The 16329-nt window shown below is 71.5% G+C and carries 12 protein-coding genes; 4 read left to right on the top strand and 8 right to left on the bottom strand.

The features are described from left to right. Nucleotides 1-12: 12 nt before the first annotated feature. Nucleotides 13-459: a helix-turn-helix domain-containing protein gene (locus L6E10_RS23960; protein WP_236221775.1), complete on the bottom strand. Its 447-nt coding sequence runs from the start codon at nt 457-459 to the stop codon at nt 13-15. An 86-nt stretch (nt 460-545) separates the two neighbouring features. Here L6E10_RS23960 and L6E10_RS23955 point away from each other — a divergent pair, with 86 nt between their 5' ends. From L6E10_RS23955 to L6E10_RS23945, 3 genes are all read left to right on the top strand, one after another. Further along, on the top strand, nt 546-1490 hold the full coding sequence (locus L6E10_RS23955) for a carboxymuconolactone decarboxylase family protein (protein ID WP_236221774.1): 945 nt from the start codon (nt 546-548) through the stop codon (nt 1488-1490). 133 nt (nt 1491-1623) lie between these two features. Beyond that, nucleotides 1624-2610 carry a DUF1702 family protein gene (locus tag L6E10_RS23950; RefSeq protein WP_236221773.1) on the top strand — a complete coding sequence of 329 codons (987 nt, stop codon included), beginning with the start codon at nt 1624-1626 and terminating at the stop codon, nt 2608-2610. Nucleotides 2611-2617: 7 nt separating this feature from the next. Continuing rightward, nucleotides 2618-3616, top strand: coding sequence for a carboxymuconolactone decarboxylase family protein (locus tag L6E10_RS23945; RefSeq protein ID WP_236221772.1), 999 nt, complete (start codon nt 2618-2620; stop codon nt 3614-3616). Nucleotides 3617-3667: 51 nt separating this feature from the next. On the opposite strand, the gene L6E10_RS23940 is transcribed toward L6E10_RS23945, so the two are convergent. From L6E10_RS23940 to L6E10_RS23930, 3 genes are read right to left on the bottom strand one after another with little or no spacing between them, the layout of a single operon-like run. Then, entirely contained in the window at nt 3668-5011 is a 1344-nt protein-coding gene (locus L6E10_RS23940) for a cytochrome P450 (protein WP_236221771.1), read from the bottom strand. Beyond that, nucleotides 5008-6669 (bottom strand): FAD-dependent oxidoreductase, encoded by a 1662-nt coding sequence (locus tag L6E10_RS23935; RefSeq protein ID WP_236221770.1) that lies wholly within the window; start codon nt 6667-6669, stop codon nt 5008-5010. Before L6E10_RS23935 ends, L6E10_RS23940 begins: the two co-directional genes overlap by 4 nt. Then, nucleotides 6666-7196, bottom strand: coding sequence for a DUF5987 family protein (locus tag L6E10_RS23930; protein ID WP_236221845.1), 531 nt, complete (start codon nt 7194-7196; stop codon nt 6666-6668). Before L6E10_RS23930 ends, L6E10_RS23935 begins: the two co-directional genes overlap by 4 nt. A gap of 496 nt (nt 7197-7692) precedes the next feature. Between L6E10_RS23930 and L6E10_RS23925 the strand changes: the two genes are divergently transcribed. Further along, on the top strand, nt 7693-8547 hold the full coding sequence (locus L6E10_RS23925; RefSeq protein ID WP_308102863.1) for an AraC family transcriptional regulator: 855 nt from the start codon (nt 7693-7695) through the stop codon (nt 8545-8547). Between the two features lie 62 nt (nt 8548-8609). Here the strand turns inward: L6E10_RS23925 and L6E10_RS23920 are convergent, their stop codons facing one another. The 4 genes from L6E10_RS23920 to L6E10_RS23905 are packed head-to-tail and all read right to left on the bottom strand — an operon-like array spanning nt 8610 to nt 16324. Further along, a complete protein-coding gene (locus L6E10_RS23920; RefSeq protein WP_236221769.1) occupies nt 8610-9119 on the bottom strand; it encodes a flavin reductase family protein in 510 nt (169 codons plus the stop codon). Nucleotides 9120-9139: 20 nt separating this feature from the next. After that, a complete protein-coding gene (locus L6E10_RS23915) occupies nt 9140-9577 on the bottom strand; it encodes a thioesterase family protein (protein ID WP_236221768.1) in 438 nt (145 codons plus the stop codon). Between the two features lies 1 nt (nt 9578). Further along, the gene (locus L6E10_RS23910; protein ID WP_236221767.1) at nt 9579-15311 is read right to left on the bottom strand and encodes a type I polyketide synthase; all 5733 of its coding nucleotides are present in this window, start codon (nt 15309-15311) and stop codon (nt 9579-9581) included. After that, the gene (locus tag L6E10_RS23905; RefSeq protein WP_374237415.1) at nt 15308-16324 is read right to left on the bottom strand and encodes an enediyne biosynthesis protein; all 1017 of its coding nucleotides are present in this window, start codon (nt 16322-16324) and stop codon (nt 15308-15310) included. Before L6E10_RS23905 ends, L6E10_RS23910 begins: the two co-directional genes overlap by 4 nt. Nucleotides 16325-16329 lie beyond the last annotated feature (5 nt).

Genomic DNA, 16329 nt, shown 5'->3' with positions numbered 1-16329 from the left:
GGTGCCCGCGGGTCAGGCGCGGTTCGACCTCGTCGCCACCTCACCGGGACGGGCCGGCTCGCCGCAGTCCGGGCACATCAGGCACGCGACCAGTTCCCCTTCGCACGGCGTGTGCAGGGCGGTGCGCGGTGGTCCGTCCGGCGACGGCACGTTCCGGTCGCCCCACTGCATCAACGCGACCACCACGACCGCGAGCTCCCGGCCGGCCGCGGTCGGGCGGTACTCGTACCGCGGCGGGTGCTGCCGGTAGGCAACGCGTTCCAGCACACCGTGCTCCACCAGGCCGCTGAGCCGGTCGCTGAGCACGTTGCGGGCGATGCCCAGACTCGCCAGCAGGCCGTCGAACCGCACGACGCCCAGCAGCACGTCCCGCATGATCAGCAACGTCCAGCGCTCGCCCACCACCTCGAGCGCGCGGGCGGCTGAGCAGACCTGGTCGTCGTACCTTCGTCCGAGCATTCCCCATGCTAAACCGCCAGTTGCGTGATCGAACCGACGTACCGTAGCGTTCCGGTGAGTAGCATCATGCAACCGTTGGGGGCCCGATGGCGCGCTCGCTGCTCCGCAAGGCCCTGCGCGGCCTCTCCCTCGCCCAGGTCCGGCACGTGACGCCGGTCCCGTTCCGCAGGGCCGGCCCCGAGGTCCTCGAGGTCTACCGCGCGGTCGAAAGCGAGTTCGGCGTGCTGGCACCCCCCGTCGTGCTGCACGCGGCGGCACCCGCCGTGCTGCGGGCGTCCTGGGTGATGCTGCGGGAGGTCGTGCTCGCTCCCGGCCGGCTCGACCGCGGCACCAAGGAGGCCGTCGCGGCGGCGGTGTCACAGGCCAACGAGTGTCCCTACTGCGTCACCGTCCACACCGCGACCACGGCCAGGTTCGGTGGCGGCAGGGTGGATCTCGCGGACACAGGGCGGTTCACCGCCGACGAGCTGCCGGAGGTGCTCGGCGTCGCGACGACGCTGCAGTACTTCAACAGGATGGTGAGCGTCTTCCTCACCGAACGGCCGATGCCGCCGTACGCGCCCGCCTTCATGCTCGGTCCCGTGACGAGGATGCTCACCGGCCTCATCGCGTCCGCCGGGAGCGCCCTGCCCGGACGCAACCCGCTGCCGGAGGCGCCACTGCCCGACGAGCTCGCGTGGGCGGCGGGCAGCCCGGTCGTCGCGCAGGCCCTCGCCCGCTCGAAGGCCGTCTTCGACTCGGCACCGGTCCCGGAAGCCGCGCGGGTGCTGCTCGCCGCGGAACTGTCCACCTGGGACGGCGGACTCAAGGGGCCGAGCCGGAGGTGGGCGTGGGACGCGGCCGCCCGCGTCGGACCGCGGGACCGGGCGGCGGTCAGACTGGCGCTGCTGTGCGCGTTCGCGCCGTACCAGGTGGACGACGAGGTGATCCGGGACGTGCGGGCGGACGACGCCGCGCTGATCGAACTCGCCGCGTGGGCGAGCATGGCCGCCGCGGTCCGCGCGACGGCGCTGACGAAGTCCCCGGCCTGAATATCCGGCCGCGCATTGCCGTTGTCCGATTTTTCTTTTCTCCGGGAGCAACGTGAGAGAAGCGACCCGACCGGAAGGTGTGCCAGCATTGAACGGTGGATAATCGCCTTTCCAAGAGGAGGTCCCACCGGAAATGTCAACCACGGGACTGATTCGCAAACGGTTCGTCACGCCGGACGCCTCGGACGTCCTCTTCGACCGGCGCGGGTTCGCCGTCGACACACCCGCGCGCGCCCAGCTCGAAATGAGCGCCCTGCAGCTCGTCTACGGATTCGAGTTCGGCATCGAGCACAAAGACCACGGCTCGATAATCGCGCGGCTCGACGCGCTGTCCCGCGAATACCGCGGCTTCGCCTACGAGGGCGCCACGATGGCGCTGGCGCTGCGCGACGCCCTCACCCCGCTGCCCGGCCGCAGCCACGTCGAGCAGTTCCTCGCCGGACCCCACTTCACCTCGGCACCCGCGTCGAAGCACATCTTCATGGCCTACATCGGCGTGGGGTTCGCGCTGGCGAGGTTGCCGCGAATGCTGTGGTCACGGGCCATCCCCGACGCGCGCAAGCTCGCCGACCACCCGTCGCTGAGCTGGTTGATCATGGACGGTTACGGCTTCCACCTCGCCTACTTCGACCACGTCTCGTGGGTGGAGGACCACCGCGTCCCCGGACGGCTCGCCTGGCCCGGTCCCGCCGCGTACACGAACCGGGTGATCGACCACGGCATCGGGCGGGCCATGTGGTTCATCCACGGCGGTGACGTCGACCGGCTCCTGAAAAGCATCAGACGCTTTCCCCAGGACAGGCACGCGGACCTGCTCAGCGGAGCGGGACTGGCCGCTTCCTATGCGGGCGGAGTCACCGAGCAGGAACTCGGGAAACTGGTCGAAGGAGCCGGTGACCTGTTGCCGGAGGTCGCCCAGGGCGCGGTTTTCGCGATGCGCGCCAGGGTGGTCGCCGGCCTTGTGACGCCGCACAGCGAAATGGCCGCCCAGGTGTTCTGCGGGCGCAGCGCGGAGGAATGTTCGGAAATCGCCGCGAAGGAGATCGAGGACCTCCCCGAGGACGGCTCCGTGCCCGCGTACGAGGTTTTCCGCCAGCGCGTCCAGAACTACTTCCGGTGAGGCCGCCATGTCCGGAATCGTGAAGCACGTCGAGGTCGTCCCGGCGAAACGGGCGACCGGCCTGGTCCGCGAGGTCTACGCGCAGTCCGCGAAGGAGGTCGGCCGGCTCGTCGAGGCGGTGACGATGTTCTCCGCCGCGCCCGCACTCCTCGCCGCGTCCTGGGCGGCCTTCCGCGAACCGCTGCTGGCGGGCACGGCGCCCCGCGTCAGCAAGGAGGCGGTGGCCGCCACCGTGTCCCGGCTGAACGAGTGCACCTACTGCGTGGACGCCCACGCGATCATGCTCCACGGCGGCGGCGCCGGGTCTTTCGCCACCCAGCTGCTGTCCGGCGCCGGCGCGGACGAGCTCGACCCGGCCCTGCGGCCGTTCGCGGCGTGGGCCGAGACGCCGGTGCGGCCGCCGTTCGCCGCGGACCACACGCCCGAGTACGTCGGCGTCCTGGTGTACTTCCACTTCCTCAACCGCGTGATCAACGTCCTGCTGGACGGCACGTTCCTGCCCGGTCCCCCGCGGGCGCGGGCCATTGCCCGGCGCGTGGCCGGCAGGGTGATGTCCGGCAAGGTCACCGCGCGGAACGAGACCGGTCGCGCGCCCGGTCTGCACCTCGGCACACCACTGCCGGGAGGCTTCGGCTGGGCGGCCGGCTCACCTGCCGTCGCCGCCGCTTTCGCCACCCTGGCGAACGCGACCGCCGAGGCGGCGGCCCACCTCCCCGGCGAGACACGCCACACCCTCGACACCGTGGTCCCGGAGCGCCTCGTCCGGCCACCGGGCATCAGCGCGTCCTGGGTGGACGAGCACCTGCACGCCCTCGGGCGGAAGTCCGTCCCCTCCACCCGGCTCGCACTGCTCACCGCGCTCGCGCCGCACCAGGTCGGCGACGACGACGTCGCGCGGTTCCGGGACCAGTACCCGGACGACCGCGACCTGCTCGGGCTGCTGTCCCTGGCCGCGCTGACCGCCGCCCGGCACCTCGGCGAGCAGAAGGCCGGCATCGTCCACTGAGGACATGCGAGAAGTGCCGATGGCTGGTCGCCATCGGCACTTCCGCTGTGTTCACCAGGTGGACACGGTCATCGGCAGACCGTCCCGCATGCGCAGCGTCAGCATCGGCTCCGGCACCGCCGCCCGTCCCGGCACGCCGGTGAGCCGCAGCGCCCTGGTGACCGTCGCCAGCACGAACGTCGCCTCCATCATCCCGAGGTGGTTGCCGACGCAGTAGCGCGGTCCCGCGCCGAACGGGATGTAGGCGTAAGCCGGCCGGCCCGCCGCGTCACCGGTGAAGCGGCCGGGGTCGAACCGCTCGGGGGCCTCCCAGAACGCCGGGTGCCGGTGCAGCGTGTAGGGGCAGATCAGCACGTCGGCGCCCGCCTCCACGCGGTACCCGCCGATCACGTCGGCCTCCCTGGCCTGACGGGGCAGGATCCACACCGGCGGGTACAGCCGCATGACCTCCTGCAGCACCGCCGACGTGTACGGCAGCGCGTGCAGGTCCTCGAACACCGGCATGCGGTCACCCAGCGCGCCGGCGACCTCGTCGTGCACCGCGGCCGCCACGTGCGGATGGCGGTCGAGCAGGTGGAACGCCCAGCTGAGCGTGCTCGCCGTCGTCTCGTGCCCGGCGAGGAGCAACGTCACCAGTTCGTCGCGCATCCGGCGCCGCCCGACGGCCGCGTCGGTCTCCGCGCGCGTGGACTCGACCAGCCGCGACACGACGTCGTCCCCGCCCGCCCGCGCACCGTCGGCGCCGAGCCGGTCCACGACGTCCTGCAGGTCGGCGCGAGCCCGGCGGAACCTCAGCTGGCGCGGCAGCGGCACCCAGGTGGGCACCGCGCTGAGCGACATCATCTCGAACATCGCCTGGTCCTGCACCGCCTCGAACGACGCCCCGAGCGTGTGGAACTCGCTGAGGTCGGCGTCGAGCAGGACCCGCCCGAGCACCCGCAGCGTCAGATCGGTCATCTCCGCACGGATGTCGACGGTCTGCCCGCGCAGCGACCGGAGCCTCTGCGCCGTGTCCGCCGCCTCCTGGGCGATCACCCCTCCGTACCGCGCCATCCGCTTGGCCTGGAACACCGGCTGGATCACCTTGCGCTGCTTGCGCCACAGCTCACCGTCGCTCGTGAGCAGGCCGTCGCCCAGCGCACGCCGGGCGTGCGTCAGGCCGATGCCCTTGACGTAGTTCGCGGCGTTGTCCGCGAGCACGTGCTTCGCGTGGTCGGGGTGGTTGAAGTAGTTCAGCGTCTTGGGCCCCAGGGGCAGCCGCACGACGTCGCCGTACCGGGCCGACATCGACGACATCACCCGCAACCGGTTCCTGGCCATGCTCGCGAGCACCGCGAGGGTCGCCCGCCGCGGCGGGCCGGGAGCCACCGCGGCGGGCGCGACCGCCGTCGTCATTCCGCCACCAGGTGCGACACCAGCGGGAGAACGCCGTTGCGCGCCGAGGTCTCCCCGTCCGGCGACGGTGCGCCGTAGGAGACGTCGACCCCGCGTCGACGAGCCGCCCGCACGATCGCGGGTACCGCGCGTTCGGCCAGTGCCGCGATCGTCATCGCCGGGTTCACCGTCAGCGCACCCGGCACCGCGGAGCCGTCCGTCACGAAGATGCCGGGATGCCCGCGCAGCTCGTGGTTCTCGTCGAGCGCCGACGTCGCCGGGTCGTCACCGATGCGGCAGGAGGACAGCGGGTGCACGGTGTACGCGCCCACGACGTCGTTCGTCCACGGCATCACCCGGGACATGCCGTCGCGTTCCAGGATGTCGCGGACCGCGGCGTCGGACTCCGCCCAGCCGCGCCGCGTGTTCTCGGTCGGCTGGTAGCTGATCGTGCCTCGGCCGAGCATCTGCTGGGAGATGCGGTGGGCGTTGCCGGTGGGAGGAGGCGGGCCGAAGACGCCCTCGTTGTCGTCCTCGGACATCGTGAACACCGTCAGCCACGACCTCCAGCGGCGCAGGATCTCCTTCTTCTCCACGCCGAACCAGGTCGGACCGGTGGCATCGGGCACCTGGGCGAGGATGGTGCCGAGGCCGGGCGGGAAGTACAGCTGCTCGAGCGAGAAGCGCGAGTACTCGGGCAGCGAGCCGTCGAGCCGGTCCCAGCTCGCGACGCAGGGGCCGCGGCCGATCTGGTTGGCCTGGAAGGTGACCGCCTCGTCGATGCTGATGCCGAGCACCTCGCGCACCCGGTCTTCGTTCAGGATCGCGGTGTTGAGGCGTTCGCCGTTGCCCGAGAAGTACCGTCCGGCCGCGTGCGGCATCGCGCCCAGCGTGGGCTCGGAGCGTTGCAGGATCACGGGTGTGGCGCCGGCGCCGGCGGCGAGGACCACGACCTTCGCGTCGATCGTGCCGGAGCCCGTGGACACGCGGTAGTCCTCGCCGTCGATCACGTTGTAGTGCACCCGGTATCCGCCGCCGTCCGTCGTGGACAGTTGCTGGACCTCGTGCAGCGGCCGGATCTCCGCGCCGTGGGCGAGCGCGGCGGGCAGGTAGTTGAGCAGCAGCGAGCGCTTGGCGTCGAACTTGCAGCCGGACATCATCCAGTTGCAGTTCGTGCACAGCGCGGTGTCGATGGCGGCGGGCACCGGGTTCGCGGTGTGGCCCGCGTGTGCGCAGGCGGCACCGAAGAGACCGCCGCCGTAGGTCATCGTGTCCCAGTCGGTCGTGCTGATCGGCAACGCCTCCGCGACCCGGTCGTACCACGGTTCGAGGCTGTCCCTGGTGATCGCCGCCGGCCACATGCGCCTGCCGATCGAGCCCTGGCGGTCGAAGACGAACCGGGGCGCCCTGGGCATGGCGGCGAAGTAGACGACGCTGCCGCCGCCGACGCAGTTGCCGCTCAGCACGCTCATGCCGTCACCCACGACGAAGTCGAACACGCGGGTGGACGACGAACCGAGCCGGAAGTCGTGGTCGAACTCGTCGGCCTGCAGCCAGGGGCCGCGTTCGAGGACCACGACCCGCGCGCCACCGGCGGCGAGGTGGTAGGCGGTGATCGCGCCGCCGAACCCGCTGCCGATCACCACCACGTCCGTCTGCTCCACTGTGGACGCACTCATGCCGGGCTCCCTGAAGGTGTCGTGTCCGGGTGACGGCGCGCGAGGGGCTTGCCGTAGGTGTAGTCGGGGAAGCGCCACAGGCCGTCGGGGTCCGGCGGCGCGAACCCGATCGTCAGCAGCCCGGGGTGACCTGCCGCGATCGCGTCGGTCGTGTGCATGTGCGCGCCGGTGTCGAAGGCCATGTTGCTGAACAGCGCGATGCCGACCCAGACCTCCTTCTCCGGGTGGCCGGGCGTGGTCAGCAGTTGCACCACCGCCGTGCGGTCGCCGAACGGCAGAGCGACGAACGGTGGCAACGCGGGGTCGAGCTCGATGTCGTGCTCGGCCGCGTACGTCGCCGCGTGGTTGTTCAGCAGGCCCGCGAGCGGGTCCAGCAACGCGGCCATCCCTCCCTCCGGCATGCGCAGCAATTCGATGGCGCCGGCCGCCACGGCACCGGGACCGGCGCTCGCCCCCGCGACCGCGACGTCCCCCGGCCATCTCTTCTCGCCGGGCACGATCGTGTCCGCGAACGCCTCGAACGTCATCGTCGTGACGTCGTTCTGCCCTGTTTCCGCTTCGCTGGCGGTCACGTGCGCGTCCTCCTGTCGTGTTGGTTCGGGCGAACGCCCGGCTGTGGGGCAACATTGACTTTCACAGGCCGAACCACCCGTTCGGCGGAAGACACGGAAGGCGGCCAATACCAGCCGAGGCTTTCCGTGGACACCATTCTCGCGATCGTCGCCCGAACGGCGCATCTCCCGGATTGCGGTCTCGATAAATGGAAGATCAACTCAAGAGGTGGGATGATCCCCTTCGCACACGGAGAGCGATGGGGAAACACCACACCTGGGAGCGCGCCCACAACTCCGGGCGGTTCAGGACATTGGGCCGTACGGACCAACGGGCCAGGTCCGGCGTAAAGCACTGCCATGCACTTCGCGCATAGGCGGAACGTACAGGTGACATAGCAACCATGAATCGCCTACCGAGAGTGAAGCCATCAGAGGAGCGCTATGCCTGAATCGCGCCTTGCCTGGCGTTTTGCCCACTGCTAGCTTCGGCTGGAGCGATTCCAACGCACTTTCCCAACAACTGGATAATCCGCTACATCCACCGCAACATCCGATTGGGGGGCCAATGGACAAGCTCGGCGAACAAGCAGTCGCGAGAGTCGTCGGTGCCATGCAGACGAACCTGGGCGAGCGGATAACCATCGACGACATGGCGAAAGTCGCCATGTTCAGCAAATTTCACTTCACCCGCGTGTTCCAGCGGGTTACCGGAGTATCACCGGCGCGCTTTCTCTCGGCCTTGCGACTGCAAGAGGCCAAACGGTTTCTGGTGGCGACCGACCTGAGGGTCACGGAGATCAGCCACCGGGTCGGCTACAACAGTCCCGGCACGTTCAGCTCGCGGTTCAAAACCAGCGTCGGACTCTCGCCCACCGAGTACCGGCAGCTGCGCGGCCGGACGACGCGCATCTCCGTCGACAACCGCAAGAACATCGTGGTGCGGCGCACGAGCTCGGTCAGCGGCCGGATCCACTGCCCCGCCGAGTGCGAGCCCGGCCCGACGTTCGTCGGCTTGTTTCGCGACCCGATCCCGCAGGGGGCGCCGATCAGCTGCGCGGTGCTGCCGGGGCCGGGTCACTTCCAGCTGGAGAACGTGCCGGAGGGCGCGTGGCACCTGCTCATCCACACGGTGCCGGCGGGCAGTGAACACACCGCGGACCGCACGCCATCCGTGGGTTCGCACGGGCCGCTGGTCGTGTCGAGCAGCACGGTGGCGCACGTCGTGGACGTCGTCCTGCGCCCCATGTCCGCCATCGACCCTCCGGTGCTCATGGCGTTGCTCGACGTCCGGACCACCGCGCTGGAAACTTCACGGGCGAGCTGAACACGGACGCGAAAGGCGGGTCACCGGTGGTGACCCGCCTTTCGCGTTGGCGTCCGGGTGGTTCAGGCCGACAGACCGGAGTGCTCCAGCGCGTGGAAGCTGCCGTTGAGGAACAGCAACGCGTTGCGGCCGGCCGGACCGTCGGTCGCGAGGAGCCTACCGAGGAAGATCGTGTGGTCGCCGCCGTCGTAGGTGCGCCACAGCGTGCATTCGAACCGGGCGAGCGCGCCGCCGATGAGCGGCGCGTCGATCCTGGTGCCCGGCACCCAGTCCACCGCGTCGAACTGCGCGTGACCCGCCGGCCGCCACCTGCTGGCGAAGTGGCGTGCGACGTCCTCCTGGTCCGCGGCGAGCACGGACACCCCGAACGCCCCTGTCTTCGTGAGGTGCCCGTGCATCGAGGCATCACGACCGACGCACACGAGCACCAGCGGCGGGTCGAGGGACACCGACGTGAAGGAGTTCGCCGTCATGCCGTGCGGCGCCGAACCCCCGACGGTGACGACGGTGACGCCCGTCGCGAACGTGCCGAAGACTCGCCGCAACGTCTTCGGGTCTTCGAACTCGTCCATGGAGGTCTCCCCCGTCATGATCAGGCCGCCGCCGGGGCGTACCGCTCGAGCGCCAGGCGCAGCGAGTCGGGCACCCGCGCCGGCCTGGTCGCGTTGTTCGGGCCGCGCATGCACGCGACCCGCTGGGCGCCCCGCGCCACGAGCTTCTCCGACCCGTCCGGCCCGACCAGCACGTAGTCGAAGCCGAACTCGACCTGGGTCTGCGCCAGCTCGACCAGGGTCATCCTGACCGCCAGCTCGTCGAACGCGGTGAGCTCGGCGTAGAACTCGCAGTCCACCTTCAGCGTGAAGAGCTTCAGGTCGTCCTGGAGCTCGGTCAGCACGTCGGGGGCGTGCCGCACCAGGAACATCTCCCGGCACCGGCCCTGCCAGCGCAGGTAGTTCACGTAGTACACGTTGCCGACGAGGTTGGTCTCCTCGAAGCCGACCGTGTGCCTGATCTCGAAGTACGACTCCACGTCAGCTCCCCTCCACCAGCAGCACGGCGGCGACCACGGGATCCGCGACCCCGCGCAGCGCCGTCACCAGCGTCGCGATCCTCAGCCCCGGCGCGGTGAACACCACCCAGCCCTCCGGCCCGCCCGGTTCCGGCGTGAGCGGGGTGTCGAGCGGGAGACCCGCCTTCTGCAGGCACTCGACGGCGGACCACACGCGGGTCGCGGCCACCGCGAACGGCTCACCGTCCCCGGCCAGCAGCGCCGCCGTGCGGTGGCGCCGGCCCAGCAGCCCCTGCCACACCTGGTCCTCCTGCTCACGCACCTCCTGCAGGTCGCAGGCCGTCACGCGGTCCGCGGCCACGCAGAGGGTGACCCCGGCGGCGTGGGACGCCGACACGACCACCCCGGCGCCGACCTCGGGCCGGCCGTCGGTCCGGTACCGGACCTCGGTCTCGCGTCCCAGCAGCCGGCTCACCCCGAGCGCCGTGCTCCTGCGCCGGGTCGCCCGGTCGGCGCCCGCCTCGCGGTCGGGTTCGACGACCACCGCGACCCGGTGGCCCAGCAGGCCCTCGACCTCCCGTTCCAGGTGCGAGCCCAGCAGCGGGGCCACCCACGGTCCGGCGGACCCCTTGCGCCGCACGGCACGCAGGTGCAGGCCCTCCCACCTCTCGACGACCTCGTCGCCGTCGAACACCGCGATGTCGTAGACGTAGGTGTCGCCGTCGCGGTGGCGTTCGGTGGCGCGCATCCGCACCTCACCGGCGCCGATGCCCGAGCCCGCGGCGTACAGGCGGTCGATCCGTTCCGGCAGCAGCGTCCCGTCCGGGACGCAGACCTGGTTGCCGTGCATCAACGCGTCCCGCATGCCGGGGTCGGCGAGCAGCAGCTCGGCGGGCAGGTAGCCGGCGAACCCGTCCGGGTGCGCGCTCAGGGCCACGTCGGCGCTGACGTCGCGGGCACGGGCCTCGTGGAAGCGCCGCAGCCGCTGGAACCTCGGGCCCTGGAACATGGTGTCGCCGTAGAGCTGCGCCGCCGGGTCGAGCGCGACCGGGGGCAGACCGGTGTGCACGACCGGGTCCTCCTGGGGAACCGCCTTGCCGTACGAGAGCCGGGCCACGAAGTGGTCCGCCTCGAACGCGGTCTCGGAGCTGCGGATGGCCACGTCCACCACGTCGTCGGCGGTGACCACCGCGGCGATCCGGATCGTCGTCGTGCCGCGCGGCGGCACCACGATCGGCCGGAGGAACCGGATCCCGGACAGCACGGGGGTGGACTCGCGTCCCGTGAGCGCCGCGGCGACCTGGGTCATCGCCTCCATGCCGTAGACGGCGGGGAACAGCAGGTTGCCGTCGAGCAGGTGGTCGGCGAGGTAGAGGTCGGTGCCCGCGTTCAGCTCCACCTCGGTGACGAGCTCGACGCCGTGGTACCGGACCAGCGGCTTGTCCACGAACCTCAGCAAGGGCAACGGCGGCAGGTCGTGCCGCACGGTGTCGACGCCCTCGGTGCGGCCGCTGACCACGACGACGTCCGGCGTCCGCGGATCGACGAGCAGCCGGCGCAGGATCCGCACGCCCTCGTCGGGCGGGATGGGGGTGACGCCGTCCCGCGAGAGCGACTCGACCACGGCGAGCCGCTCGCCCATGCCGACACCGGACCACACCGACCACTCGAGACACAGGGCACGGCAGGACGGGTGGGTGTCGGCGAACTCGCGGGTGAGCGCGGCCAGCCAGTCGTTGGCGGTGCCGTAGTGCGCCTCGCCGCGCAGCCCGGAGCGGCCGATGATGCTGCCGAAGGTCACCAGCAGCCGCAAGGACCCCGCGTCGACGGCATCGAGCACCGCGCGCAGGCCGTCGAGCTTGGGCGCCATCGTCGACCGCAGCCGTTCCGCGTCCACCGCGGGCAGCGCGACCGGCTCGTTGCGCCCGGCTCCGTGCAGCACGGCGGTGACGGGGCCGAGCGCGGCCTCCAGCTCACCGACGGCGGTCCGCAGCCGTTCGGCGTCGGTGACGTCGGCCACCGCGTACGCGACCTCGATGCCCCTCGCCCTCATGCGGTCGAGGTTCGCGGCCAGTTCGGCGTCCGCGGAGATCTCGGACCTGCCGAGGACCGCCAGCCTCGCGCCCCACTCCTGGGCGAGCGAGATCGCGCACTCGGCGGTGATCCCCTTGCCTCCGCCCGTGACCAGCAGCACGTCGGTGTCGGTCAGCGGCCGGATCTCGGCGGCCGGAGCCACCGGCAGTGCCCGCATCGTCGGCACCGTGCGGGTCATTTCGCGGTCGTACCGCACTTCGCTGAACGCCGTCGTCGACAGCACCTCCGGCAGCACGACGTCGCACCCCGACCCGGCGGGCAGGTGCACGATCGTCACCCGAACGCCGGGCGCCTCCAGCCGCAGCGTCTTCGCCATGGCCGCCGCGCCCGTGTCGTGCTGCACGAGCACGAACCGGCCGCCGTTGCGCGCCGCCGCGGACTTCGCGCCGCGCAACGCCAGCTCCAGGTGCCGTTCCTCGCACACCTCGGGCAGGCACACGAGGACGCCGTCCCCGGTTCCCCCTCGTTCGAGGTCGCGCCGCAACCGTTCGGCGAACGGGTGGCCGTCCTCGGCGTAGAGCTGCCACTGGCCGTTGTCCTCGGCCACCGCCGCCGGCCGCAGCGGAACCGGTTCGTCGTCCACGACGAACGCCCGCGCCCACGGTCCGGCACCGGTGACGACCGCCGCCGCGGTGTCGGTCTCCCTGGCGGTGGCGCTCAGGTCGTCGAGGGCGTCGGCCAGTTCCCGCACGGTGGCGGTGGCGAAGTTCGTCGGCGCGCTGGCGGGCGGCACCCCGAGCCGCTGGGCGGCCTCGTTGACGAGCTGGCCCACGGTGATCGAACTGAGGTGCAGGTCGTCGAGCAGCCTGCTCTCGGGGGCGACCGCCTCGCTCGGCAGTTCGGCGCGCGCGGCCGCCATCTCCCGCAGCACGTCCACGGTGGACGTCGCGGTGCCGACGACGGTCATGCCCGCCACAGCCGTCACGACCAGGTTGGCCGCGCCGACCGACGTCTCCGGCGCCTGCTCGCAGGGACTCGCGAAGAACGAGAAGTCCTGGCCGATCCGCAGCGGCCGCACCAGCCTGTCCGCGAACAGCGGCCGCAGGTCCAGCGCTGCCCCGGTGACGTGCGCGGCCCCGACGACGCCGAGCAGCGACACCAGCGACTCGTCGTCGGTGTCGAGCGCGACGACGGGCACCTGCGCCACGTCGGCCGCGAGCGCCGTCAGCACCCGGCCGGGACCGACCTCGACGAGCAGGTCCGCGTCCTTCGCCGCGACCCCGACCGCCTGTGAGAACAGCACGGGGTCGGTGATCTGGGCGCGCAGCAGACCGGGGACGTCCACATCGGACGGCAGGGCCTCCCCCGTCACGGTCGACACGACGTGCCCGCTGACCGCGCCGAACTCCTCGGCGCTCAGTTTGGCGTGCAGCGCGTCGGCCGCCGGAGCCACGAGTGGTGAGTGGAACGCGTGCGAGACCCGCAACGCCGTGGCCTGCACACCCTCCCGGGCCGCCGCCTCGACCGCCGCCGCCACCGCGGCCTCGCTGCCCGCGACGACCGTCTGCTTCGGACCGTTGTACGCGGCGATCACCACCGGCAGCTCGCGGACGAGCTCGCTCACGAACTCCGCTGACGCGCCGAGGCTCGCCATCGTGCCCGAGGCGCTGTGCTCGGTCATGGTCGCGCCGCGCACGGACGCCACGCGCAGCAGGGTCTGTTCGTCGATCGCCCCGGCCCAGTGCAGCGCGGTGATCTCGCCGAGGCTGTGGCCCACCGCGACGTCCGCCGTGACGCCGAGACCTGCCAGCACCCGCAGCCCCGCGAGCGATCCGGTGACGATCCGCGGCTGGGCGACCGACGTGGCGACCATGTCACCCGACGCCGGCAGCGCCGCCCGTTCGTAGACCTCCCGCGCGGCCGCGAAGCGCCTGCGCATCGCGCCGCCGCTCGTTCCCCGGCCGGAGCCCTGGCCGGGGAACAGGAACCCGACCGTCGCCGGTTCCGCGGCGTGACCGAGGAAGCCGCGGCCGTCCGGCGCGAACCACGTCGTCACACCGGAGTCGGCCGCCTCCAGCACGCGGGTGAGGCCCTGCACGGCGTCCTCGGGCGACCGCGCGACCACGGCCGCCCGGTACGGCCGGTCCGACAGCCCGGCGTGCAGCACCGCCGCCAGGTCGCCGAGCTGTGCGTAGGACACCCGTGCCGTGAACTCGGCCAGCTCGCTCAGCCTGGCCCGCAGCGCCTCCGCCGAGTCGGCGTCGACCAGCAGCACCTCGGCGTCCTGCGCGGCGCGGGACATCTCCAGCGCCCGCGCGTCGGGGGCGCGCAGCGGCACGGACGACTCGAGCACGACGTGGGTGTTGATCCCGCCGAAGCCCATCGCCGTGACGCCGGCCCGCAGCGGGGCGTCCGCGGGCCACGGCTCGGCGGTGCGCAGGACGCGCAGGTTCGCCCGGTCCTCCGCGAGCACGGGGTGCGGGTCGACGCAGCCGATCGTCGGCGGCAGCGTCTGGTGGTGCAACGCCAGCGCGGCCTTGATCAGACCGGCCACGCCCGCCGCCGCCTTGGTGTGCCCGATCATGCCCTTGATGGTGCTGATCGCGGCCGGGGAGGCCGCCGGGTTCGCCGCCGCGCGGGCCTGGGACAACGCCCGCAGCTCGGTCGCGTCGCCGACCTCGGTGCCGGTGCCGTGGCCCTCGAACATCGGCACGGTGTCGACGCCGAACCCGGCCCGTTCGTAGGCGCGGTCGAGCGCGAGCCGGTAGCCGCTGACCTCGGGGCGGGTCATGCCGCCCCAGCCGTCGGACGACACGCCCCACCCGGCGACCGTCGCGTAGACGCGCTGGTGCGGCTGGACGTCCTCCTCGCGCATCAGCACGACCATGCCGCAGCCCTCGCCCGGCCAGAACCCGTTGGACCCGCGGTCGTAGACCCGCATCTCCGACCGGGCGAGCGCCCCGGTCTTGGCGAAACCGACGATCTCGAACGGGTCGATCGACAGGTCCACCCCGCCCGCGACGGCGACGTCGAGGTCTCCGTCGACGAGCCGGCCCGCCGCCGTCGCCACGGACAGCAGCGACGAGGAACAGGCTCCGTCGACGGTGTAGCCGCCGCCGTTGAGGCCGAAGTAGTTGCAGACCCGGCCGGCGATCGTGTTCGCGAGACCACCGGCGAGGCTGTCCTCGTCGATGGCGGGGAACGGGTTCTTGTAGGTGGCCTCCAGATCCGCGAGGAAGCCGGCGAGCTCCTCGTCGTCCCAGCCCCTGGCCTTCAGCGAGGCGGCGACCGTGCGGCGCACGTACGGCCACCGCAGCCTCATCAGGTTGGCCCTGGCGAACTCGCCGGTCAGGGTGTTGCCGACCACGACACCGGTGCGTTCGCGGGGCAGGCCCTCACCACCGGCGAACCCCGCGTCGGCGAGCGCCCTGCCCGCCGTGTCGAGCGCGAGCCAGTGGGTCAGGTCGGTGGAGCGGTAGGTGCTGCCCGCGATGCGGTGTGCCACCCGGTCGAACTCGTAGCCCTCGATGACGGCGGCGGTGCGGGCGTAGAAGCGGTCTGGTGTCGCGGGGTCCGGGTCCCAGTAGTCCTCGAGGCGCATCCGCTCGTCCGGGAGCCTCCGAAAGGCCCTGCGGCCGGCGAGCGCGTTCTCCCACAGCTCCCGCGCCGACGTCGCGTCCGGATAGCGGCAGGCCACACCGACGATCGCGATCTTCGTCATGCCGGTACGACCTCCTTGCCCGTTGTCGAGGGAGGCGAGACGACCTGGCCGTTCTCCGTGGAGCTCTCGACCGCGGCCGCGGCTTCCTTCGCCGCGAGGGCCTGGCTCGCCTCGAACTGCTCACGCGACCTGTTCACGAAGTGGATGCCCCACAGGAACATGCCGCGGATCAGGCACACCAGCGCCGTCGCGAAGAACAGGCCGTACGCGATGTGCACACCGGTGAAGAAGCCGTACGCCAGGGCCACGCCGCCACCGAACGCGATCTGCGAGATCGGTTTCGACGGGCTCGTACCGGGGTCGGTGATCATGTAGTTCGTGAACAGCACGAACGCGACGCCGGTCATGGTGAGCAGCGCGCCGGGGATCGACGTGCCGAACAGGATCCCCCTGACCACCGACTGGACCACGAAGAAGAACAGCCACGACAGGATCAGCCACATGCGGCCGGTGAGCTTCGCGTTCAGCATCGTGCCGGCGGTGACGATGATCGCCGGGATCAGCCAGTCGAACAGGCCGTGCACGTTCTCGGTGAAGTGGTAGGGCGGCACGATGCTCGCCCAGGGGAAGATCAGCAGGATGACCGCGATGCCGAAGTTCGACGGGTTCATGTAGTGCCGCAGCCGGCCGCGCACCGGTGCCCGCAGCACCCACTTCGCGCCGACGGCCACGGTGACACCGAAGATCATCACCCAGATCTGGTCGTTGACGTAGATGAGCATGTTCATCGCGAGGCTGGTGATGTGCGCCGGGTAGAGGAACTCGACCACGCCGCGCACGCCGTTGCCGGTGAACCTCGGTGGCCGTCCGTCGATCCTGGACCCGACGAGCTCGAGCCCGATCTCGACGGTGTAGCCCGTCAGCAGCGCGATGAACGGCCACAGCCACGGTTGCTCGAACCCGAGCACGGAGTAGCCGATGATGTTGAACACGGTCATCGACATCGCGAAGTTGCGCAGTGCCTTGACGACCTTCGGGTCGTGCCGGGGCACGGTCGCCGCCACGTCCGTCACGTCCG

Origin of the sequence: Lentzea sp. CC55 (assembly GCF_021056325.1) — a bacterium.
Taxonomy (GTDB): Bacteria; Actinomycetota; Actinomycetes; order Mycobacteriales; family Pseudonocardiaceae; genus Lentzea; species Lentzea jiangxiensis.
Note: the sequence above shows the minus strand (reverse complement) of the source record. Positions and strands in the feature narration are given on the sequence as shown.